The sequence below is a fragment of the Nannocystis exedens genome (genome assembly GCF_002343915.1).
Lineage (GTDB): Bacteria > Myxococcota_A > Polyangia > Nannocystales > Nannocystaceae > Nannocystis > Nannocystis exedens.
The window spans coordinates 5,887,728-5,910,430 of sequence record NZ_NETK01000001.1; the positions used below are offsets into that span (position 1 = coordinate 5,887,728).

The 22,703-nt window shown below is 73.0% G+C and carries 17 protein-coding genes; 9 read left to right on the plus strand and 8 right to left on the minus strand.

Annotated elements, in window-relative coordinates; translation table 11 throughout:
• Positions 1-35 precede the first annotated feature (35 nt).
• From NAEX_RS23195 to NAEX_RS23205, 3 genes are all read left to right on the plus strand, one after another.
• Positions 36-3,077, plus strand: a complete 3,042-nt coding sequence (locus NAEX_RS23195) for a hypothetical protein (protein WP_096329658.1) — start codon at positions 36-38, stop codon at positions 3,075-3,077.
• Between the two features lie 189 nt (positions 3,078-3,266).
• On the plus strand, positions 3,267-3,908 hold the full coding sequence (locus tag NAEX_RS23200) for a lysoplasmalogenase (RefSeq protein ID WP_170135943.1): 642 nt from the start codon (positions 3,267-3,269) through the stop codon (positions 3,906-3,908).
• Between the two features lie 411 nt (positions 3,909-4,319).
• Complete coding sequence (locus NAEX_RS23205; protein WP_096329660.1) at positions 4,320-4,949, plus strand: WD40/YVTN/BNR-like repeat-containing protein; 630 nt, start codon at positions 4,320-4,322, stop codon at positions 4,947-4,949.
• Between the two features lie 360 nt (positions 4,950-5,309).
• Here NAEX_RS23205 and NAEX_RS23210 read toward each other — a convergent pair whose 3' ends face one another.
• The gene (locus tag NAEX_RS23210) at positions 5,310-6,239 is read right to left on the minus strand and encodes a helix-turn-helix domain-containing protein (protein ID WP_096329661.1); all 930 of its coding nucleotides are present in this window, start codon (positions 6,237-6,239) and stop codon (positions 5,310-5,312) included.
• 606 nt (positions 6,240-6,845) lie between these two features.
• Between NAEX_RS23210 and NAEX_RS23215 the strand changes: the two genes are divergently transcribed.
• Positions 6,846-8,183, plus strand: coding sequence for a hypothetical protein (locus NAEX_RS23215; protein WP_143140258.1), 1,338 nt, complete (start codon positions 6,846-6,848; stop codon positions 8,181-8,183).
• Between the two features lie 75 nt (positions 8,184-8,258).
• Here the strand turns inward: NAEX_RS23215 and NAEX_RS23220 are convergent, their stop codons facing one another.
• Together NAEX_RS23220 and NAEX_RS23225 are read right to left on the minus strand one after the other, a co-directional pair.
• Positions 8,259-9,308, minus strand: coding sequence for a TIGR03032 family protein (locus NAEX_RS23220; RefSeq protein ID WP_096329663.1), 1,050 nt, complete (start codon positions 9,306-9,308; stop codon positions 8,259-8,261).
• Positions 9,309-9,516: 208 nt separating this feature from the next.
• Positions 9,517-12,075, minus strand: coding sequence for a cadherin-like domain-containing protein (locus tag NAEX_RS23225; protein ID WP_143140259.1), 2,559 nt, complete (start codon positions 12,073-12,075; stop codon positions 9,517-9,519).
• Positions 12,076-12,212: 137 nt separating this feature from the next.
• Here NAEX_RS23225 and NAEX_RS23230 point away from each other — a divergent pair, with 137 nt between their 5' ends.
• From NAEX_RS23230 to NAEX_RS23245, 4 genes are all read left to right on the plus strand, one after another.
• Positions 12,213-13,475, plus strand: coding sequence for a vWA domain-containing protein (locus NAEX_RS23230; RefSeq protein WP_096329665.1), 1,263 nt, complete (start codon positions 12,213-12,215; stop codon positions 13,473-13,475).
• A gap of 280 nt (positions 13,476-13,755) precedes the next feature.
• Positions 13,756-15,426: a urocanate hydratase gene (gene hutU / locus NAEX_RS23235; protein WP_096329666.1), complete on the plus strand. Its 1,671-nt coding sequence runs from the start codon at positions 13,756-13,758 to the stop codon at positions 15,424-15,426.
• Positions 15,423-16,688, plus strand: coding sequence for an imidazolonepropionase (gene hutI, locus NAEX_RS23240; protein ID WP_096329667.1), 1,266 nt, complete (start codon positions 15,423-15,425; stop codon positions 16,686-16,688). The genes hutU and hutI overlap by 4 nt, the downstream gene beginning before the upstream one ends.
• Before the next feature lie 89 nt (positions 16,689-16,777).
• A complete protein-coding gene (locus tag NAEX_RS23245; protein WP_170135944.1) occupies positions 16,778-17,248 on the plus strand; it encodes an Hsp20/alpha crystallin family protein in 471 nt (156 codons plus the stop codon).
• A gap of 69 nt (positions 17,249-17,317) precedes the next feature.
• On the opposite strand, the gene NAEX_RS23250 is transcribed toward NAEX_RS23245, so the two are convergent.
• From NAEX_RS23250 to NAEX_RS23270, 5 genes are read right to left on the minus strand one after another with little or no spacing between them, the layout of a single operon-like run.
• Positions 17,318-18,025, minus strand: a complete 708-nt coding sequence (locus NAEX_RS23250; RefSeq protein WP_096329669.1) for a hypothetical protein — start codon at positions 18,023-18,025, stop codon at positions 17,318-17,320.
• The gene (hisG, locus tag NAEX_RS23255) at positions 18,022-18,756 is read right to left on the minus strand and encodes an ATP phosphoribosyltransferase (protein WP_096329670.1); all 735 of its coding nucleotides are present in this window, start codon (positions 18,754-18,756) and stop codon (positions 18,022-18,024) included. Before hisG ends, NAEX_RS23250 begins: the two co-directional genes overlap by 4 nt.
• Positions 18,740-20,005, minus strand: coding sequence for a UDP-N-acetylglucosamine 1-carboxyvinyltransferase (gene murA / locus NAEX_RS23260; protein ID WP_096329671.1), 1,266 nt, complete (start codon positions 20,003-20,005; stop codon positions 18,740-18,742). Before murA ends, hisG begins: the two co-directional genes overlap by 17 nt.
• A gap of 6 nt (positions 20,006-20,011) precedes the next feature.
• On the minus strand, positions 20,012-21,031 hold the full coding sequence (locus NAEX_RS23265) for a hypothetical protein (protein ID WP_096329672.1): 1,020 nt from the start codon (positions 21,029-21,031) through the stop codon (positions 20,012-20,014).
• A gap of 3 nt (positions 21,032-21,034) precedes the next feature.
• Positions 21,035-21,343 (minus strand): hypothetical protein, encoded by a 309-nt coding sequence (locus NAEX_RS23270; protein ID WP_096329673.1) that lies wholly within the window; start codon positions 21,341-21,343, stop codon positions 21,035-21,037.
• 490 nt (positions 21,344-21,833) lie between these two features.
• Between NAEX_RS23270 and NAEX_RS23275 the strand changes: the two genes are divergently transcribed.
• A complete protein-coding gene (locus NAEX_RS23275) occupies positions 21,834-22,679 on the plus strand; it encodes an OmpA family protein (RefSeq protein WP_143140260.1) in 846 nt (281 codons plus the stop codon).
• Positions 22,680-22,703: the final 24 nt, after the last annotated feature.

Sequence of the window (22,703 nt, forward strand, 5' to 3'; positions counted from 1 at the left end):
GGTGACGCGGCGGGCGTCCTGCTACAGTGCGGCGAATGCGTCGCCTCGCTCCTCGCTGGTTCGCCCCGCTCCTCGCCGCCCCGCTGGTGCTCGCCGGCTGCGGGACCGAGAAGTCCGAAAAGACAGGTCCGAACGAGCAGGTCGCCGCGCCGCCCGCGGCTCGCGCCGAGGACCCGCCGGAGCCGCTGCCGGCGCTGCGGACCGGCACCCTCGCGCCGGTCGAGCACGCCGAGCTCAAGGGCGCGATCGCGGGCTGGCGGGTCGAGGGCGAGGTCGAGTACGTCGAGGTCAAGCTGCCGATCGTCGGCGACGACCTCTCGCTCGACTGGGACCGCCTGCACGTCGAGCTCGACGGCGCCGGCCCGGGTCACGTCGCCGTGCTGGCCAACGGGACCGGAGCCAGCGAGGCGCAGGTGCTGGTCCGGCGGCCGAAGTCGGCCGCCGCGCCGGAGACCCTGCGCGGGGCGCTGTTCGCTCGCCGGTGGCAGGACGGGCGCAACGAGTGGGTCCGGGTGCCGTTCGCCGGCGCGGGCGGGGCCAAGCCGGCCGACGACGCCACCCTGCAGGCCCGCTGGGCCGACGCGCTCGCGCGCGTGCTCGGCGACACGTGGACCGAGCCGCACCCGTGGAAGCAGTTCGCGGCCGGCCGCCTCGCGATCTGGCTCAAGAAGCAGCCGGGCGCCAAGGCGATCGCCGGCTCCGACCTGCTGCGCGACCGGCCGGCGCGGACCGACCTGTCGCAGCTGATGGACACCACCACCGGGGTGATGTCGATGCAGGAGGCGCTGCAGCACGACCGCGGGCTGCGCCTGTCCCGAGAGACGGGTCCGCGCACGGTCGCGCTGGCCGACCTCAAGCCGCCGCCGCTGGCGGCCCACCCGTTCGCGGCGATGCAGGCGTCGCTGCCGAACCCGAACGGCGGCGCGGCCGAGCCGCTGGCCGCGGCGACGCCGGCGGAGTTCTGGTACGCCCGCGTCGACGACGTGCGCCTGCTCCTGCGCCTGCTCGACGAGGCGGACACGTGGATCACGCCGGTCGTGCAGATCTTGCAACAAAACCCGGAGGACCGCAGCCTGACGGCGCGCTACCAGCGGCAGCTCGGGCTGCGCCGCAGCGACCTCGCCAAGTTGTTCGGCCACACGGTGGTCGGCGAGGTGGCGATCGTCGGCAGCGACCCGTACCTGCGCGAGGGCTCCGACGTGACCCTGATCTTCGCGCTCAAGCAGCCGGAGGTGTTCGACGCCGAGCTCGCCCGCCAGCTCGACAGCTACCGCGGTGAAATCACCGGGCTCGAGGCTTCCACGGTCAAGCTGGCCGGGGTCGACGTCCAGCGCGCCGCCGACCCGGCCGGACAGGTCCGCCAGCACCGCGCCCGCGTCGGCGACCTCGCGTTCGTGTCGAACAGCCCCGGCGCGCTCGCCCGCGTGCTCGCGGCCGCCCAGGGCCAGGCGCCCCGGCTCGCCGACGAACCTGATCTGAAGTACATGCTGGCCCGCGACCCCGGCACCCACCAGGCGCTGGCGTTCCTCAGCGACAAGTTCATCGCCGCGGTCGTCGCCCCGCAGCAGAAGATCCAGGCCGCCCGCCGCCAGGAGGCGCTCGCCGAGCTGCTGGTGCCCGGCTACGCGGCGCTGCTCCACGGCTGGCTGTTCGGACATGCCCCGAAGGACACGCAGGAGATGATCGCGGCCGGGCTGCTGGCGGCCGACGAGCTCAAGCACGCGGGCGGCGAGGCGATCGCGTTCGCGCCGGGCCAGGCCGCGCGGTCGAGCTGGGGCTCGCCCGAGGCGCTCACGCCGCTGGTCGACCTGCCGGCGGTCGAGAAGGTCAGCGAGGTCGAGCGCGTCGCCTACGACAACTTCGCGCTCGGCTACCAGAACTACTGGCGGCAGTTCATCGACCCCGTGGCGATCCGCCTCGACGTGCGCGACGACGCCGCGGGCGCGGTCGCGGACGTCGACGTGCGCGTGCTGCCGCTGATCTCCGCGACCAACTACAGCGAGATCGAGGGCGTGGTCGGCAAGTCGCGGGTGACGGTGACGGCGACCGAGCGCGGGCTGCAGGCGGTGTGGGCCGTCGGCCAGGACAGCGCGCTGCGCCGCGACATGGACCAGCTGATGCGCACACTGACCGGCAAGGGCGACGTCGGCCTCGGCTGGCTCGGCGACTGGGTGATGCTCGGCCTCGACGACCGCGCCGGGGTGGTCGGGCTGCTGTCGCAGTGGGACGACGCGGCCCAGCTGCCGCCGAAGCGCGAGCGCAACCAGCTCGAGGACCTCGAGCTGTGGGAGCAGGTCGGCAAGTTCCCCGGCTACGCGATCGCCGAGGTCAAGAACCCGACGACGCTGGTGGCGACGCTGGCGGCGATCAAGACGACGGTCGAGTCGGTGGCCCCGGGGATGGTGGCGTGGGGCGAGGTGGCCCGCCACCGCGACCTGCCGATCGTGCGCGTCGGCGTCAACCCGGGCGCGCCGCTCCTGCCCGACAAGGCGATCGCAGAGGCGTTCGGGATCCACTACGTGCAGACCGGCGCGGCGATCGTGGTCGGCCTCGACCGCCCGACGGTCACCCGCGTGATCGACGACCTGCTCGACGGCCGCCTGCCGAAGGCCGGGACCGCGACCGACCCGCAATTCGTGGTGCAGACCCGCTCGGCCGTCGGCGCGCCGCTGTGGACGGCGCTGCTGTGGATGCTGCAGGGCCAGGCCAACACGGCCGGCAAGTCGGCGCTGCGCTCGGCGGAGATCTTGCTCCGCGGCGACCCGGCGGCGACCCAGTCCGCGGAGGGGCTGGCGCGGCTCGGGCTGCAGTACTTCGGCTTCGCGCCGCTCAACGCCCACGGCACGCCGGAGTTCACGCTCCGCCCCGAAGGCGCGGCCGACCCGCTGCAAGGCTCGGCGATCGCCCCGACGTTCCCGCCGCTGCCGATCGCCGGCTCGCCGATCGAAAGGCTGATGCAGCGCCTCACGGCGGTCCGCGGCGAGGTGGCGTTCGACAAGGAGCCCGAGGCGGCCGGCGCCGACGCCCGCTCGCTGCACACCAAGTTCTCGATCCACCTCGGCCCGGCGCCGAACTGATCTGTCCGAAGGGGCAGGTCGTGACGGAGCCGGGGCTGTCCATTCGGACAGTGCCCGCCCGGCCGGACGCGCGGACCTCGATCGGCAGCGGCGGTTCCCACCCTGGCTGTCCGTTCGGACAGTGGGCGAATCCGCGCGACCTCACTTTGGGGCTCGCGCGCCGGGGCGGGCTCGGCGATCCTCGGGCTCGTGTCTCGCCGGTCGACCCAGTTGTTGCGCACCGGGCTCGTCGCCGCGGTGCTGTTCTTCGTCGCGCTGATCGCCGAGTGGAAGCTCGCCGGCCTGTTGCTCAAGCCGATCCCGGTGCTGTGCGTGCTCGCCTGGTTGTGGCCGGTGCGCGGCGCCGATGCTCGCCGGATCCGCCTCGGCCTCGTGCTCTCGGTGCTCGGCGACGTGCTGTTGGCCGACGCGCTCGACCTGTTCATCGCCGGTTTGGCCGCGTTCCTGCTGGCGCACGTGGCCTACGTGGCCGGCTTCGTCGGCCGCACGCGCGCGCTGCACCTGCTGCGGCTGCTGCCGATCGCCGCGTTCGGTTACTTCGTGTACGGCTGGCTGGCGCCCCACCTCGGCGAGCTGCGCGGGCCGGTGCTGGCCTACGTGATCGTCATCTGCGCGATGATGTGGCGGGCCGCGGCCCAGGTCGGCGAACGGCCGGGCCAGGAGGGCCACGCGTGGGCCGGGCTGGCCGGAGCGATCGCGTTCGCGCTCAGCGACACGCTGATCGCCGTCAACCGCTTCATCGCCTGGTCGCTCGGCGTCGAGCTGCTGCTGATGGTGCTCTACTGGGTTGCGCAGGTGCTGATCGCGTCGTCGGTGGCGCGCGAGGAGTGAGGCCTCATGGAGCCCCGGGCCGCGGGCTCGACTGCGGCGCTGGTTGTGCCATCCTGGGGCTCGTATGAGGCCGGCGCGCTGGTGGGGACGGGCCGCGTTCGGAGCGTCGCTGGCGGCGCTCGAGTTCGGCTGTGAGGGCGAGTGCTCGCCCGACAACGAGGTCGCGCTCTCGTTCGAAGCCAGCCCGGTCGAGGTGACCTTGCGGGGGATCGCGGCGGGCGAGGGCGAGGGCGCGGTCGCGGTCGGGGACGGCGGAACGATCGTCCGCCGGACCGCCGAGGACGCCTGGAGCGTGCAGGCGAGCGGAGTCAAGGCCGATCTGTTCGCGGTCGCGTCTCGCCCGCAGGACTCCCTGGTGGTGGCGGTCGGCGCCGCGGGCACGATCGTGCGCAGCGCGGACGCCGGGTCGACGTGGCGGCCGATCGCCTCGGGGACGATCGCCGGGCGTACGCGGTCGCGCTGGCCGAAGAGGATGCGCTGGCGGTCGCGGTCGGCGACGGGGTGGGGCTGCGCAGCGACGATGCCGGGATCACATGGTCGATGGGACAGGTCCCGGAAGACACCACGGTCCTGCGCGGCGTCGCCGGGCGAGACGGGGAGTGGTTGGCGGTCGGTGAGGACAGCCAGACGCTCGGCAGCGTCGACGGCGGGCGGACGTGGCAGCGAATCGAGAGCAAGTGGTCGCCCCGCGATCTGCTGTCGGTGGCGGTCGACCGGTACAACTTCGCCCACGCGCCGGAAGCGGAGCCGTTCCTCGTGAGCGACGGCGGGGTCTTCGTGGTGTCGGGGATGCGCTGGGAGGGCCGGGTCGCGATTACGTCGGAGGAGATCCTCGGCATGCCGCGCGACGGGGCCTGGTGGGTCGGCGACCGGGGCATGGTGCTGTACCGGCCGTCCACGACCTTCGGCAGCTTCACTCCCCTGTCCGCCGACCCGGAGATCGCGCTGCACGCGGTCGACGGCACGCGCACACGGGTGCTCGCCGTGGGCGCGGAAGGCCTCATCGTGCGCGCGGAGCTGCACGAGCTCGGGTGCTCCTGAACGCGAGGTGCTTCCTTCGCCCGCGCGGCGGATCCCTCGGGGATTCGCGGGCCCGCCGCGCGAATGCCGGGCTCGGGAGTTGCTGAGCGCGAGGTGCCTCGGCGTGTCGCCTCGCGGCGGCGGATTCGCGGATTTTGCGGGCCCGCCCGGCCGAGCTCGGGAGCTGCTGAGCGCGAGGTGCCTCGGGGTGTCGCCCCTCGCTACAGGTGGTTCGAGGATTCGGGGTCCGCGCCGAGCTCGGGAGCTGGGGAGCGCGAGCCTCCGTATCGCCCGGCGCGGTCTCGAGGGTATCGGGCCCGCCGCGCGTGTGTACCCGGCGGGCCATTTTCAGGACATGTTATTCAGAGCATGTCCTTGAGATCATGCCGGCGCGAGGTGGTGCGCGACGGCGGCGTTGAGCCAGTGCCACTCCTCGTTGGCGCCGCTCTGGGGCGGCTGGCCCTTGAGGATGGCGACGAGCTCCCAGTAGCGGCTGGCGCGCGGGTCGTGGCCCCGGCTCTTCTCGTGCAGCGTGGCGCGCCAGGCGGGGGTGTCGGGCTTGCCCATGGCGGCGGCGAGGCCGGCGGCCATGCGCTCGACGACGGGGCGGGCGGCCGCGTCGGTCGGCGGGACGCCGCGGTCGATGAGCTCGCGGGCGGCGGCGTTGGCCTCCTGGCTGACGCGCTGGTGGGCGGCGAGGTCGAAGCCGGAGTCCCAGGTCTCGGCCGCGGCAGCGCGCATCTTCTGGATGAAGTCCTCGTCCTGGACGATCTCCGCCAGCTCGATCCACGCGTCGAGCTGCTCCGGCGTCGGCACCTCCGGCAGCGTCGGCGTGCTCGCCTGCATCATCTGGCGCTTCCAGGTGTCGTCGATCGGCACGCCCTCGGACACGCGCTCGTAGAAGCGCTCGATGACGGCCTTGCGTTCTTCGGTGGTAAGTCGGGTCACGGTACACAACCTCCTGATGTCGGCTTGGTCGGGCTCGGAGCGAAGCGTGGCGCGCAGGGCCGCGGCGATGTGCTGCAGCGAGGCGATGTGGGTCTCGATGGCGCGCAGCCGCAGGCGCAGGGCCTCGGCCAGCGTCATGTCGCGGGCGAAGATCGCCTTGATCGCGGCGAGCCCCAGCCCGGCCTCGCGCAGGGTGCGGATCAGATCGAGCCGCACGACTGCGTCCTCGGCGTAGACGCGGTAGCCGCTGCGGGTCCGCCCGACGGGCGGCAAGAGCCCCTCGTCGGAGTAGAAGCGCAGCGTCTTGACCGGCACGCCCGACCGACGCGCGAGCGCGCCGATCGTGATTCGCTCGTTCACCATGCCGACACCGTGGAGCCTCCCGTAACTGGAGAGTCAAGCACGGATCGCCGCGAGAGATGAAGATGGGAGCGGACGCCGGGTCGGCGGCTTTCGCCGGACCCGCGGAGGTCGTATCGTCGCCGGGACGTGAGCCGGGCAGCGCGAGGCAGCGAGGGGAGGGTTGCGGTCGTGCTCGCTGCGTGCCTGGTCGCCTGCGGGGGCGCGGACCCGGCGACGCGTGCGAGCGAGGAGGCGGCGGCGCGATCCGCGACGAGCGCGGGCGTCGTGGGCGCGGGAGCGGCAGGCGGGGCGACGAGCGCCGGTGCGACGAGCGTCGCAGGGGTGACGCGCGCGGGTGAGGCGAGCGCGATGCGTCCATCAGAGGTCAGCGCCGGGGAGAGCGTCGCGACGGACCCGGGGGTTGCGACGAGCGCGGGTGATGGCGCGGCGAATCACTCGCGGGTCGTGACGAGCGCGGGTGAGGCGAGCGCGATGCGCCAGCAGGCGGGTGCGAGCGACGGCGCGGCGCATCCCTCGGGAGGCGCGACGCCATCGGTCGTCGCGAACAGTCGTTCGCCGCGGCCGCCGCTGGCGGTCGGGCCGCTGCATCCCGAGCTGCCGGCGAACTTGCCGGAGCCGCTGCGCTGGCTGGCGATCGGCGGCGGGGCGACGCCCGAGTTCAATCAGGTGTCGATCGAACAGGACCTGCTGCTGGCGCAGGAGGTCTTCGGGGCAGGCGGCGCGCTGCTGTTCGCCGGCGGGCCGGGTAGCCACGGCGTGCAGGTCGAGGACGCGGAGCCGCGCGGCGATCCGCTGCTGGCGGCGCTCGCCGACCTGTTCGCGCCGCGCGGCGGACGGGCGGCGACGTATCGGCCGACCCAGTCCTCGCCGATCGCGGCCGCCACCCGCGACAACGCGATCGCGGCGGTGAAGCAGGCGGTCGCGCAGCCGGGGTCGCTGCTGCGGCTGTACCTCGCGGGCCACGGCGAGCGCGGCGATCCGCCGAACCAGGGCGGGTTGGGGCTGTGGGGCCAGACGTCGCTGCGAGTGGCCGATCTGGCAGAGGTGCTCGACGCGGCCGCGCGCCCGGTGCAGGTCGTGGCGACGAGCTGCTTCTCCGGGGCGTTCGCCGACCTCGTGTTCGCGCGCGGCGAACAGGCGGCCGGCCCGGCGCCGACGATCCGCTGCGGCCTGTTCGCGGCCACGGCCGAGCGCGAGGCGTCCGGCTGCGATCCCAACCCCGACCGCGCGGCCCAGGAGGGCTACGCGCTGCACTTTTTAAATGCGCTGCGTGGCCGCGATCGCGGCGGCGAGCCGCTGCCGGCGACGCAGCTCGACCTCGACGGCGACGGCACGATCTCGCCGCTCGAGGCGCACGCGCGGGCGCGAATCGCGGGGCAGGGCATCGACGTGCCGACCACCACGTCGGAGCGGTGGCTGTACGCGGCGGCGCCGACCCGCGGGAAGTCGCGCCCGCCGGCGCTGCCGGAGGAGGACGCGGTGATCGCCGCGCTGTCGGCGGCGCTCGGCCTCACCCGCGAGGGCGAGGTCGCGGCCGCGCTGGAACATGTCCTCGCGGACACGTCCGCCGCCTACGAGCGCCTCGACGCCGCGAGCGGGCGCGCGGACGAGGCCTACCGCGCCACGGCGGCCGAGCTGTTGGCGCGCTTCCCGGTGCTCGACGATCCGTGGCACCCGGACTTCGCCGCGACGCTGACCCGGCATCGCGCGGAGATCGAGGCGCTCCTCGACACGAGCGCGGCGTACGCGGGGTTCCGCGCGGCCGGGGAAGAGTCCGCCGCGGCGCAGGCCGAGGTCGCCGAGCTGCTGGCCCGCAGCGCTCGGCTCGAGCGGCTGCTCCGCGCGCTCCGCGTCCGCATCCTGGCCGGTCGGCTCAAGGGCCGCGGCGGACCGGCCTGGGCCCGGTACGAGGCGCTCCTGGCCTGCGAGCGCGGGCAGATCTGACACATGATGCGAGGGGCATGCCGCAACGAACATGTCCTTGAAGACATGTCGTTAAGGGCATGACCCCAAATTTCGTCAGCCCGGGCGCAGCGGCGCCGGGTCGGCGATCGTGATGGTGCGGTGGATCTCCTCGCTCAGGAGGCCGAGGGCCATCGGGCGGCGGACGCCGGGCAGGACGGCGACGTCGTAGAGCTCCTCGACCACCCCGTCGAGGCGGAGCCAGTGCGCGACCTCGCCGGTGCGGGTGTCGACGACCAGCAGGCCGCAGCGGGGTTCGGCGCCGCGGGCGGCCAGGTTGGCCTCGAGCTCGAGGCCGCCGAAGGTGCGGCTGCCGCGGGGCTTCGACAGGCCGACGAACGCGTAGGGGCCGGCGAAGCACAGGCCGCGGGCGTATCCGGGGCAGAAGCAGACCGGCTCGAAGCGGCCGGCGGCGTCGAGCTTGCCCAGGAAGCCGGTGCCGGCCTCGAGCAGCCACAGCGCGCCGGCGTGGACGCGCGGCGAGTGGGGCATCGACAGGCCCTCGGCGACGACCGCGTCGGTGCGTACGTCGAGCACCACGCCGCCGCCGCGCCGGTGGTCGCGCCAGCCGTCGGCGACGTCGCTGCGGGCGACCGCGGTGACGAACGCGGGGCTGCCCTCGGCCATCGCCAGGCCGTTGAGGTGGCAGCGGTCCTCGGCGGCCAGGCGCGAGACGAACGGCGGGCGCCACAGCGGGGCGAAGCTGGCCCGCGGGGCCAGGGTGGCCAGGCAGCTGAACAGGGTGTTGACGAACACCGGGCGGCCGGCGCGGTCGACGGCGAGGTCGTGGACGTCGAGGTCGCCGGTGGTGTGGGCGACGCGCGGGACGTACAGGCGGTCGTAGCCCTCGTGGACCTGTCCCGAAGGCAAGGCGTTGTCGAGCCGCCACAATTGATAGAGCGTGGCCAGCCACAGCGACTCGCCGTCGACGCACAGGCCCATGCAGCGGGCGAAGGTGCGCTCGAACAGCGACAGCCGGCCGCCGTAGCCGCTGCCGAGCAGGAACAGCTTGCCGGCCTGGTAGGTGGTGAACGCCAGGCTCACGCCGAGCTCGGCGAGGAGGCCGGGGAAGTGGCGCGAGCTCAGGACCTCGAGGCGTTCGGCCATGCGGCGAGGTTAGCAGGATCGCCGACGACCTGTCACAGGCCGCGGGCGGGCCGGTCAAAGGATGTCCAAATAGACATGCTCCAAGGAGCATGTTCTGACGGTCATGGGGCCGGCCCTGGCAGATGCCGTCGAACAGCGCGCCGGCGCGGCCGCTCGTCGCGCCGGGACCGCGCGCGAACGACCGCGGGCGCGCCGCTCGCCGGGCCGGCTAGAGCGCGACCTGGGCCTCGACGGCGAGGACGACCCGGAGGGTGAAGACGGGGTGCTGGTAGACGTGGTAGCCGTCCTGGACGCCGGCGTCGACGAAGCCGGCGCCGGCGAGGTCGGCCTGGAGGACGCCCGCCTGGCCGTCGACGATCAGCGAATGTGTCCGCGAGGACATGGCCCGAAGGTCACGCCACTCGAGCTTGAGGGTGTTGCCGTCGCCGAGGTCGACCGCCTCGACCTCGACGAGGTCGAGGTCGGAGCGGGCGGTGAGGTCGAGGGTGAGGCCCTGGCCGGTCAGGCGCAGGGTGTCGAAGCCGGCGCCGCCGTCGATGCGGACGAAGTCGAGGGTGGCGCAGCGGAGCTCGTCGTCGCCGGCGCCGGCGTAGACGACGTCGGGGCCGTCGGCGGTGACGAGGTCGTTGCCGCGGCCGGCGAGCAGCGCCTCGCCCGCGGGGGTGCCGGGGATGTTGTCCGGACCTGGCCCGTAGGACATGTAGGAGGCGCCGCTGAAGTCGCCGCCGAACACCACGTAGCTGCGGCCGGCGTCGTCGCCCTTGCCGTCGTTGCCGCGGGCGCCGACGATCACGTCGGCGTGGCCGTCGCCGTTGACGTCGCCGGCGGGCGCGACCGAAAAGCCGCAGTAGTCCTCGGTCGACTCGCCGGCCAGGGAGAAGCCGCCGTCGCCGTTCTCGATCCACGCCAGCGAGGTGCTGACGACCTCGGGGCCGCCGAACACCACGTAGCCGCGGCCCGAGTCGCCGCCGTGCGGGTTGGCCCCCGGGGCGCCGACCAACACGTCGTCGTGGCCGTCGCCGTCGACGTCGCCGGCGCGCTCGACCGAGGTGCCGGCGTAGTCGCGGCTCTGCACGCCCGAGAGGCTGAAGCCGGTGGGGGCCTTGGCGAGCTGCGGCAGCCCGCCGGACACGAGGTCGGGCCCGCCGAACACGACGTAGGCGCGGCCGCTGTCCTCGGGCCCGGCGTCGGCGAGCGGGGCGCCGATCGCCAGGTCGGCGAAGCCGTCGCCGTCGACGTCGCCGACGCCGGCGACCGCGAAGCCGGAGCGGTCGTAGGCGGCGGCGCCGTCGAAGATCCGCCCGCCCTGGTCGGCGGCGACGTCGGTGAGCAGCACCGCGAGCGGGTCGGGCTTGCCGTAGACGAGGTAGGTGCGGCCGGCGCTGTCACCGGCGGTGTCGTGGCCGTAGGCGCCGACGAGGAGGTCCGAGAGGCCGTCTCCGTCGACGTCGCCGGCGCCGGCGACCGCGAAGCCGGCGAAGTCGAGGCTGACCTCGCCGTGGACGGCGAAGCCGTCGCCGATGCCGGCGCTGATGTCCGACAGCAGCGTCGGCTTGTCCTCGCCGTGGCCGAACACCACGTAGGCCGCGCCCGAGAACGAGCCGCCGGGGTCGGCCCCGTAGGCGCCGACGATCACGTCGGCGAGGCCGTCGCCGTCGACGTCGCCGGCGCCGGCGACGCTGCGCCCGGCCCCGTCGCCGGCCTTCTCGCCGAGGATCGCAAACCCGCCGACGCCCGAGGCGACCGCGTCGAGGTAGACCGGATCGAGGTCGTCCTTGCCGAACACGACGTAGGCCGAGCCCGAGGAGGTGCCGTTGGTCGAAGCCTTGGGCGCGCCGATCACCAGGTCGGCGAAGCCGTCGCCGTTGACGTCGCCGGCCGCGGCGATCGTGGTGCCGGCGAAGTCGCCGGCGAGCTCGCCGTAGATGATGAAGCCGTCGTTTTGCGCCTCGAGCTTGCTCAGCGCGATCGGCTCGCCGTCGAGCTTGCCGCGGACGACGTAGATCCGCCCGGTGTTGCCGTCGGCGTTGCGGGCGGCCACCGCGACCTCGGCGAGGCCGTCGCCGTCGAGGTCGCCGACGGCGTGCACGCTGCGGCCGGAGTAGTGGCCGGGGGCCTGGCCGTCGATGGCGAACCCGCCGATGCCGTCGGCGACGTACTCGAGGTCGATCGAGGTCGGCCGCACCTCGATGCGCGCGGGCGCCTGGGCGAAGCCGTCCTTGCCGTCCCAGATCTTGTAGAGGAAGGTGTCGCTGCCCCACAGCTCGGCCGGGGGCATGTAGGTGAAGCCGCCGTCGGCGAAGGCGGTGTTCATCGCGCCGCCGGGGGTGATCGGGTCGGCGGACACGAGCGTCAGCGGGTCGTCGTCGACGTCGTAGTCGTTCTTCAGCAGGCCCTCGGCGGCGCTGACCGACAGCGCCTGCTTGGCCTTGGTGACGTAGTGGTCGACCAGCGCGACCGGGGGCTGGTTGACCGAGGGGAACGGACCGGTGGTGGTCGTCTCGCCGGTGGTGGTCGTCGTGGTCGGCTCGCCGGTGGTCGGCACCGGTTCGGTGGTGGTCGGGTCGGGGCCGCTGGTGCTGGTGCCGATGCCCGTGGTCGGGGTGCCGGTGCCGTCGGTGTCGGTCTGGCCGGTGCCGTCGGTGCCCGTGCCGGTGCTCGTCTCCTGGCCGGCGGTCGCCTGGGTCGTGGTGGTGTCGTCGGTACACCCGAGGGGGATGGCGAGCGAGAGCGCCGCGAAGGCGCGGCGGAGCGGCGACCGCAACATGCCGACCACCTTATCGGACCCGGCCCCCCCGCGCACGCGCGGTCCCGCGCATCGCGCTCCATCCAGGGTTTATCGGCCCGCGTACGGCGTGGCCGAGCGTGCCGCTATCGCGCATGATGAGTCCGCCGGAGGTTGCCATGACGCCGATCGCCCTTCCCCCCGCCCGCGCGTTCGCGCTCCTGCTCGCGCTCACGAGCGCGCCCCTCGCCTGCGGAGACTCGAGCGGGCAGACCTCCGGCCTGTCCGCCGGCACCCAGCCGACCACCGCCACCGCCGGCTCGGCCACCGAGACGACGACCACCACCGAGGGCGAGTCTGTCTCTTCGACCATGTCCGAACCGACAGACACCGAGGGGACCGCGAGCGGCACCGGGACGACCACCGGGCCGGCCGTGCCGACCACCGGGCCGGAGCCGACGACCACGACGACGACCGAGCCCGGCACCACCACCGGCGACCCGAGCAGCACCAGCGCCGGCACCACCATGCCCGACAAGATCCCCTGCGACAGCGAGGAGACCGAGGTCGTGCCGGTGCCGCCGAGCGTGCTGCTCATCCTCGACAAGTCGGGCTCGATGTCGATGGAGAAGTGGGACCACGACGCCAAGCCGCAGACCGCCGACGTGACCCGCTGGCACAGCCTCCATCAGGTGGTCGAGGGCGTGGTGACGACGTTCGACGCGATGGTCCACTTCGGCGTGAAGCTGTACCCGAAGATCGACGCCGGCTCGTTCGAGCCCCAAGGCGCCTGCGAGGTCGCCCCCGGCGTCGAGGTCCCGATCGCGCCGATGAACGCCGCCGCGGTGCTGGCCGGCATCCCCGCGATCGACTACGAGGTGCTCGGCGGCACGCCGATGGAGACCGGCCTGAAGCGCGGCTTCGAGTACCTCAAGACCCTCGACCCGAGCCTGCAGCGGTTCGCCATCCTCGTCGCCGACGGCGAGATCTCCGACACCTGCCAGGGCGAGAACTTCCTCGAGGCCCAGGCCGCCGTCGAAGAGGCGTACGGCACCTTCGACATCCCCACCTACGTCGTCGGCATCGACGTCGACCCCTCCACCAGCGAGCAGCTCGCCACCCTGGCGATCGCCGGCGGCAAGCCGAAGCCCGGCCCCGACCCCTTCTACCAGACGGCCAACCAGACCGAGCTGCAGGCGGCGATCCAGCAGATCGTCAAGGACACGCTGTCGTGCGTGATCGCGGTCGACCCGGCCCCGAGCGAGCCGGAGCTGTTCGAGGTGTGGATCGACGGCCAGCCGGTGCCGCCGGTCGCGAGCTGCGACGAGGACGGCTTCGTCTGGAGCGTGCCCCACACCGAGGTCACGCTGTGCGGGGCGGCCTGTGACCTGCTCAAAGAGACAGGCAAGGTCCAGGCCCTGTACTTCTGTAATCCGGGCTGAGCGGGCGCATGCCCCGAGGGACATGTTGAAAAGGGCATGCCGCTCGCGCGCCTCGCCCCGGCCTGATGCGCCATGACAGGCGCCGCCGGCCCGGCGCGGGGCTCGCGTCGGCGCCGCGCAAGGGCCTGCGCGGCCGAGCGGACCTGCGCCGCCACGACGGCGAGCCGCGGCCCGGCCCCTCCCGCGCGCCGCCACGAGCGATCGCCGGGCGCTCGCGCCGACAAAGTCACGCCCACACGGCCAGCCGGGGCGACGCGGAGTTGCTACCCTCCGGGCCACCATGAACGCCCCCGAGATCCGCGCGCCGCGCGGCACCGCGCTGTCGTGCAAGGGTTGGCCGCAGGAGGCCGCCCTGCGCATGTTGATGAACAACCTCGACCCCGAGGTGGCAGAGCGCCCGCAAGACCTGGTGGTCTACGGCGGCACCGGCCGCGCAGCCCGCTCGTGGCCCGACTACCACCGGATCGTCGCCAGCCTGAAGAGCCTCGCGGCCGACGAGACGCTGCTGGTCCAGAGCGGCCGGGCCCAGGCGATTTTTAAGACCCACGAAGACGCGCCGCGCGTGCTGCTGGCCAACAGCCTGCTGGTGCCGAAGTGGGCGACGCTGGCGGAGCACGAGCGGCTGAGCGCGCTCGGGCTGACGATGTACGGGCAGATGACGGCGGGGAGCTGGATCTACATCGGCACGCAGGGGATCTTGCAAGGCACGTTCGAGACGTTCGCGGCGTGCGGGCAGACCCACTTCGGCGGCGACCTGCGCGGGCGGCTGGTGGTCACCGGCGGGCTCGGCGGGATGGGCGGGGCCCAGCCGCTGGCGGCGACGATGAACGGCGCGGCGATCCTGTGCGTCGAGGTCGACCCGCAACGCATCGAGCGCCGGCTGCAGCACAAGTACCTCATGCGCAGCACGACCGACCTCGACGAGGCGCTGCGCTGGCTCGACGAGGCCCGCAAGGCCAAAGAGCCGCTGTCGGTCGGCCTGCTCGGCAACTGCGCGACGGTCCTGCCCGAGCTGGTCCGCCGCGGGGTGATCCCCGACGTCGTCACCGACCAGACCTCGGCCCACGACGAGCTGCACGGGTATGTCCCCGACAACATGTCCCTCGAGGCAGCCGCCGAGCTGCGCCGCAGCGACCCCGAGGAGTACGTGCGTCGCAGCGTCGACGCGATGGGCCGCCACGTGGCGGCGATGCGGGCGATGCAGGACAAGGGCGCGATCGCGTTCGACTACGGCAACAACATCCGCGCCCAGGCGGTCCGCGCCGGGGTCGGCGACGCGTTCGAGATCAAGGGCTTCGTGCCGCTGTACATCCGCCCGCTGTTCTGCGAGGGCAAGGGCCCGTTCCGCTGGGCGGCGCTGTCGGGCGACCCGGAGGACATCGCGGTGACCGACCGCGCGGTGCTGGAGCTGTTCCCGCACAACGCGGGGCTGCGGCGGTGGATCGAGCTGGCGCGCACGCAGGTCAAGTTCCAGGGCCTGCCGGCGCGGATCTGCTGGCTCGGCTACGGCGAGCGCGAGCGGGCGGGGCTGCTCTTCAACGAGCTGGTGCGCAGCGGCAAGGTCAAGGCGCCGATCGTGATCGGCCGCGACCACCTCGACTGCGGCAGCGTGGCCTCGCCCAACCGCGAGACCGAGGGCATGAAGGACGGCTCCGACGCGATCGGCGACTGGCCGATCCTCAACGCCATGATCAACACCGCGGCCGGCGCGACGTGGGTCAGCGTCCACCACGGCGGCGGCGTCGGCATCGGCTACAGCCTGCACGCGGGCATGGTCGTGGTCGCCGACGGCAGCGAGGGCGCGGCCCGCCGGCTGCAGCGCGTGCTGACCACCGACCCGGGCATGGGCGTGGTCCGCCACGTCGACGCCGGCTACGACGAGGCGCTGCAGTTCGCCCGCGAGCACGACGTGCGCGTGCCGGGCCGGACGATCTTCGAGGACGGGCGATGACCGGCGACCTGCTGCTGCGCGCGGCGGCGCGGGTGTACACGCTCGCGGATGGCCCGAAGGACAGGCCGCGCGCCGGCGCCGAGATGGCCGCGCTCGGGGTGCGCGAGGGCTGGAGCGTGGTCGTGCGCGGGGGGACGATCGCCTGGGCCGGGCCCGACGCCGAACTCACCGCCGACAAGGTGCCGGCCGGCGCGGCCGAGCTCGACTGCCGCGGCCGCGCGCTGCTGCCGGGCCTGGTCGACAGCCACACGCACCTGGTGTGGGGCGGCGACCGCAAGGACGAGCTCGAGATGCGGCTCGCCGGCGCCGACTACGAGGCGATCTTCGCCGCCGGCGGCGGGATTCTTTCAAGTGTGCGCAAGACTCGCGAGCGCGACGACGCGGCGCTGCTGAGCGAGAGCATGGCCCGCCTGGGGCGCATGCTGCGGGCCGGGACCACGGCGGTCGAGATCAAGAGCGGCTACGGCCTCGACCTCGACACCGAGCTGCGCCAGCTCCGGGTCGCGCGGCGCCTGGCCGAAGAGACAGGTGTCCGCGTGGTCACGACCTGCCTGGCCGCGCACGCGCTGCCGGCCGAGCTGCGCGACCGGCCGGAGGGGCGCCAGGAGTTCGTCCGCCGGGTGTGCGACGAGGTGCTGCCGGCGGCGGCGGCGGCGGGCCTGGCCGACTTCTGCGACGTGTTCTGCGACCGCGGGGCGTTCACGCCGGAGGAGACGCGGCAGATCTTGGTCCGCGCCCGCGCGCTGGGGCTGCCGATCCGCCTGCACGCCAACGAGTTCGGCCACACCGGCGGGGCCCTGCTGGCGGCCGAGTTCGGCGCCCGCTCGGCCGACCACCTGCTCCACCTCGACGACGGCGAGCGGGCCGCGCTGCGCGACGCCGGCGTCGTCGCCACGCTGCTGCCCGGCACCTCGCTCGTGCTCGGCAAGGGGTTCGCCGACGGCCGCGCGCTGGTCAAGGCGGGCGTGCCGGTGGCGGTGGCGACCGACTGCAACCCGGGCTCGTGCGCGCTCGAGTCGCTGTCGATGGTGCTGGCGCTGGCGTGCTACGGCAACCGGCTGTCGCCGGCCGAGGCGCTGACGGCGACGACCCACAACGCCGCGGCCTCGCTGGGCCTGCACGGCGAGCGCGGCCGCGTCGAGGTCGGGCTCGCCGGCGACCTCGTGCTGCTGGCGACGGACGACGTCCGCGACCTCGTGTACCACGCCGGCTCGCCGCTCATCGATGCGGTGGTCCACGCCGGACGCCTGGTCGCGCGCTGACGGCCGAGTCTGGCCCCGGCGCGCAAAAATTTTGCGTTTGCGACCCACCAGGTCCGGCCCATGGTTCTCCGCGCTGAGGAGAGATGATCATGTCGCTGCTCCCGTGGAAGAAGAACCAACCTGCCAGCAACTTGATGTCGACGCAGGCGCAGATGTCGCCGTTCCAGCAGGACATGCACCGCATGTTCGACCGCGTGTTCGGCCGCTTCCCCCTCGGCTTCGAACAGGTCGGCAACTACCCGACGCTCAGCGTCAGCGACTGCGGTGACTCGGTGATGGTGCGCGCCGAGGTCCCCGGCCTCGACGCCAAGGACGTCGAGCTCACCGTCGAGGGCAACATCTTGACCCTGCGCGGCGAGAAGCGCGAGGAGACGCGCGACGAGAACGAGAACTACTTTTACCACGAGCGCAGCTTCGGCTCGTTCATCCGTCGCATCGAGCTGCCGTGCCACGTCGACTCGAACAACGCCGACGCCCACCTCGAGAAGGGCGTGCTCACCCTCAAGATGCCGAAGATCGTCGGCGAGAGCTGCCGGACGATCAAGATCCAGGACAGCTAGGACGCACCGAGGGACATGTCCTTGAAGGCATGCTCGATGCAGCATGCCCGGCGGGACATGTCCCTGACATCAGCCGATCTGGACCTCGGTGAAGTACTCGCGCGTGACCAGGTGCGACTTGCTGTCGACCATGAACACGTGGGCGCGGCCGACGTGGCCGTCGAAGTCGACCAGCAGCCACACCTCGATCGCCCAGTGCTTGCTCTGGGCCAGGCAGGGCGGGGTCCAGCCGATCACCACCGGCGGGCCGAGGTTGTCGTGGCTGCGCTCCCGCATCGAGCGCTCGTAGCTGGGGCTCGCGCGCACGGCCGCGACCGCCTCGCGGGCGACCGACTGGTGGACGCCCTTGCGCCAGTCGCTGAAGAACCGCAGGTCGCCGACCTCGTGGTTGCCGGGCCGCAGGACCGCGACGTACGACTCGCTGGCGTCGACGTCGGCGTAGTCGGGCACGTCGAACTCCGGGTAGAGGTTGCCGGAGTCGATCTCGCGGTCGCGGGCCTTGAGCGCGCTCTCGATCGCGCCGGCCTCGCGGTCGGTGTACGACAGGTACAGCCGCAGCACCGCGGCGTCGCTCGGCAGGCGGTGGTCCCAGTCGAGCACCGCGTGGCACTGGGCGTAACGGCGGTCGCCGAACGCGACCAGCTCGGGCAGCGAGGCGGCCAGGCGGCGGCGCTGGTCGGGGGTCGGCGCCAGGCCCTGCTGGGCCAGGCGGACGTGGACCTTCAGGCGCTGGAGCACCGCGGCGCGGACGAGGGCTGGGTCGTCGGGTTTGCTCATGCGGTCCCTTCCGACCCGGTGGGTCGAGCGGCAGTGCGAGCGGAGGAGCCGGGCCCGTCGGTCGCGAGCGCGTCACGGAGGGCGGCGATGAGCGCGGTGATGGGCGCCTGCTTGAGCTTGAGGCTGGCCGGGTGCACGATGAGCCGGCTTGTCACGTACAGGATGGTCTCGACCTCCCGCAAGTTATTTTGCCGGAGCGTCTCGCCGCTCTCCACCAGATCGACGATCTGGTCCGACAGGCCGGTGATAGGTCCCAGCTCGACCGACCCGAACAGGGGGATGATCTCGGGCTGGATCCCCTTGGAGCGATAATGGTTCAGGGTCAGGCGGGGGTACTTCGTGGCCACCCGGAGGGCCATGCCGCGGCGGAGCGGGGTCGGGCGCGCGGCGGGCTCCGCGATCGCCAGGCGGCAGGCGCCGATGCCGAGGTCGAGCGGCTCGTAGAGGTCGCGGGCCTCCTCGCCCAGCGTGTCGGCCCCGGCGATGCCGACGTCGGCCACGCCGTGCTCGACGTAGGTCGGCACGTCGACCGGCTTGACCAGGAGCACGCGCGCGCCGCCGGCCACGGGCCCGCCGGGCCGGGGCGGCAGCTCGAACTGCAGCCGGCGGTCGTGTTCGCCCTCCCACACGGCGGCGAGGTCGATCCCGACCCGGCGCAGCAGCGGCAGGGCCTGCTTGAGGATCCGGCCCTTGGGGAGGGCCAGGGTGAGGCCGTCAGCTCGGGGCGCCATGGTACCTGCGGATCTTGGCGCCGACCTTGCGCAGGCGCTTCTCGATGGTCTCGTAGCCGCGGTCGAGGTGGTAGACCCGGCGGATCTCGGTCTTGCCCTCGGCGACCAGCCCGGCCAGCACCAGGCAGGCGCTGGCGCGCAGGTCGGTGGCCATGACGATCGAGCCGGAGTAGCGGGCCTTGCCGCGGATCACGGCGACGTTGCCGTTGACGTGGATGTCTGCGCCCAGGCGGCACAGCTCGGGCACGTGCATGAAGCGGTTCTCGAAGATCGTCTCGGTGATCACGCTCTGGCCGCGCGCGAGCGTCGCCAGGACCATCATCTGCGCCTGCATGTCGGTCGGGAAGCCGGGGTGCGGGCGGGTGACGAGGTCGATCGGAGCGAGCTCGTCGGGGCCGATCACACGCAGGCCCTCGGGTTCGACCCGGCACTCGGCGCCGGCCTCCTCGAGCTTGGCGAGGACCGCGTGCATGTGGGACGACGGGGCATCGAGGAGCAGGAGGTCGCCTCCGGTGATCGCGGCGGCGATGGCGAAGGTCCCGGCCTCGATGCGGTCGGGGAGGATCGCGTGGTCGATCCCGTGCAGGTTGTCGACGCCTTCGATCTCGATCGTCGACGAGCCGGCGCCGGTGATCTTGGCGCCCATCTTGCCGAGCACGATCGCCAGCTCCTGCACTTCGGGCTCGCGGGCGGCGTTCTCGAGCACGGTGGTGCCCTTGGCCATGGCCGCGGCCATCATCACGTTCTGGGTCCCGCCGACGGTGACGAGGTCGAAGTTGATGCGGGCGCCCTTGAGGCGCCTCGCCTTGACCTCGACGTAGCCGTGGGACATGCGGATCTTGGCGCCGAGGGCCTCGAAGCCGCGCAGGTGCTGGTCGATCGGCCGGGCCCCGATCGCGCAGCCGCCGGGCAGCGACACGCGGGCGAAGCCGTGGCGGCCGAGCAGCGGGCCCATCACCGTGACCGAGGCGCGCATGGTCTTGACCAGCTCGTAGGGCGCCTCTTTGGGGCCGTCCTGGACCCCGCTCGGGTCGATCGTCAGGGTGCGGTCGCCCTCGACGGTGCAGCCGAGGCCGACCAGCAGCTGGTTCATCGTCTGCACGTCGGACAGGCGGGGGACGTGGCGGAAGGTGGTGGGGCCCTCGCCGAGGAGGGCGGCGCACTGGAGCGGGAGGGCGGCGTTCTTGGCCCCGAGGACCTGCAGCTCGCCCTTGAGTCGTGCCCCGCCGTGGATGACGATCTTGTCCATGGGCCCCTAACGCTTGCGGTGAGTCGCGCGTTCCAGCGCGGCCGTGAGGGCGGCGCGCTCGTCGGCGACCGCCGCCGGCGCGGCCCAGCCGGCCGCGACCAGTCCTCCGGGACAGCCGTCGACCGCGTCCATCACGACGTGCCGCTCGATCCCGGTGAAGTTGTGGTGGACGAACACCTCGGCGCGCAGCGGGCGGCCGTGTTCGACGTCGACGAGGACGGTGCGCTCGCTCCACACGCCCTTGTCGAGCGGCTGGCCGTCGCTCCAAAACCCGGCGATCTGGGCCACCGTGGTGACCTCGCCGCCGGCCCCGGCCAGCGCGTAGAGGCCGTCGAGGCGCTCGCGCCACGACATCGTCGCGCACGGGCGCTCGTGGGCCGCGGCCCCGCCGGCGCCGCTGTCGGGGTCGACGCAGGCCGAGCGGTTGCAGCGGCCCTCGACCCGGGCGCCGCGCCAGACCTCGCCGACGCGGGTGCGCCGGCCCGGCAGCTGCGGGAACGCCAGCGCCAGCGCGTCCTCGACCGGGTCCCACGTGCGCTCGTAGCAGGCCGCGTCGGGCGAGGCCGGGCCGACCAGCTCGGCCGAGGCCGCCCACTCGCGCAGCAGCTCCCGGCCGGAGGTCTTGGGCCCGCGGAACATCAGCTGGCCGGCGAATGGCCTGTCCTTCGGAACAGGGCCGGCAGACCATTGCCCTTCGGGCATGTCCTTTTCGACATGCGTGGACTGCACGCCCCAACCGAGGACCAGGACCGACTGGCTGTGCTCCTCCTGGGTGTGGAGGAATTCGGCGAGGCCGGGCGGGAAGGTCTCGTCGATGCGGACGCGGTAGGCGAGGGGGCAGTCCGGGCGCGGGGCGTGCCAGGCGAGGGGGGCGACGGCGTTGGGGGCGTCGGTCAACACCAGGCCGTCGTAGTCGGCGGACAGGTCGACGGGGGTGGCGTCGTCGGCGGGAGCGCAGGCGAGGGCGGCGGCGACGGTCGCGGGCAGCGCGCGGAGGCCGACGCGATGGGGCAGGCGCGAGCGCATGCTTCAGGGGACCAGGAATTGGCCCAGGCGGCGCTGGATCTCGGCCTCCGGCATGCCGGCCGTGTCCTCGTCCATGGCGTTGAGCTCGTCGACGATGGCGGCGACCTCGGCGCGGGCGGCCTCCTTGCGGTCGTCGCCGACGAACCCGTGAAATACCGTCTCGCCTGCGGCTGCGCGGGCGATCTCTTTGCCCCGGTTGTGCTCGTCGAGGTCGGTGAAGAAGACGAAATGGAAGGCGCGATTATAGTCGGACTCGCGGTAGATCTCGAACATCGTCTTGTTGTCCGAGGCGTGGCTGACCTTGGCGACCATCGCCGCGAACCATGCCAGACGCGGCCCGGAAGCAAAAGCCGGCGGGGCGTGACCTTGGCCGGCGCGTCCATTCGCAGATCCGGCCGCCTGGTGCGGGTTCTGCGACCCCGCGGCGGGGCCCAGCGGGGCCGGCAACGTGCATCAGCCCGGCGCCCAGGGTCGTCCGCTCGTGCGGTTGACACCCCTCGCACCGCTCGGTATCCCTTTGCCCGCCAGGACGGAAGTTTCCGCCGGAAATTTGCTTCCCGGACCCCCACACCCGAGAGTTCGCCGGCCGTTTTCGTCCCAGCACGCACGCCAGGTCCACACGGCCCCTTCGGGCCAGACTGCTCCCCGGCCCTCCTGGCCACTCGCTCCACGGCCTTCCTGGCCACTCGCTTCACGGCCCCTGGCCTGAAGCCGCACCCCGGCCCTCCTGGCCTGAACCTGTCTCCCCGGCCGAACGGCCTCGAGAAACACCGCCTCCCCGGAGTCGCCCCTCATGCGCGCCATGTTCTCCCGCATCCAACCCCACCTGCTCGCTCTCGGCTTGGGCTTTGTCGCGCTCGGCAGCGCGGCCTGCAAGCCGCCGGTCTACCCGGCTTGCAAGAAGGACAAGCACTGCAACGTCGACCTCGACGAGAAGTGCGTCGACAAGCAGTGCCAGAACTGCAAGACCGACGCCGATTGCGCCACCAAGGGGCCGAACGGGACGCCGTGGAAGTGCGCTGATTTCCGCTGCCAGGACCCGGCGCTGGCGGGTGCCGGCGGCGGCGGCGAGGGTGTGGGCGCGCCGTGCCAGCAGACGATCGAGTGCACCAACGGCCTGGTGTGCAAGGCCGGCGCCTGCGCCGCCTGCTCGGAGGACTTCGACTGCCAGCCGGGCACCTGCGACATCGGCACCGGCCGCTGCAACGCGCCGGGCTCGGGCGGCACCGGCGGCTGCCAGACCGACGACCAGTGCGCGATGGACGAGATCTGCAACGCCGGGACCTGCGAGTTCTCGGGCAACATGGGCGGCGGCACCAACCCGTGCCCGGATGTCCCGAAGATCTACTTCGGGTTCGACAACCCGAACCCCGAGCCGGCCGACCAGGAGAAGCTCAAGGCGCTGGCCGAGTGCCTCAAGAGCAACAACGCCCAGCTCATCCTCGAGGCGCACGCCGACTCGCGCGGCACCGAGGAGTACAACATCATGCTCACCGACAAGCGCGGCGTGACGGTCAAGGAGTTCCTGCAGAACCTCGGCATCGACCCCTCGCGCATGACCGTCGTGTCGAAGGGCGACCTCGAGGCGACCGGGACCGACGAGGGCAGCATGAAGGAAGACCGTCGCGTCGACTTCATCTACCAGTGACGACCACCGTCCCGCAGGGGACCT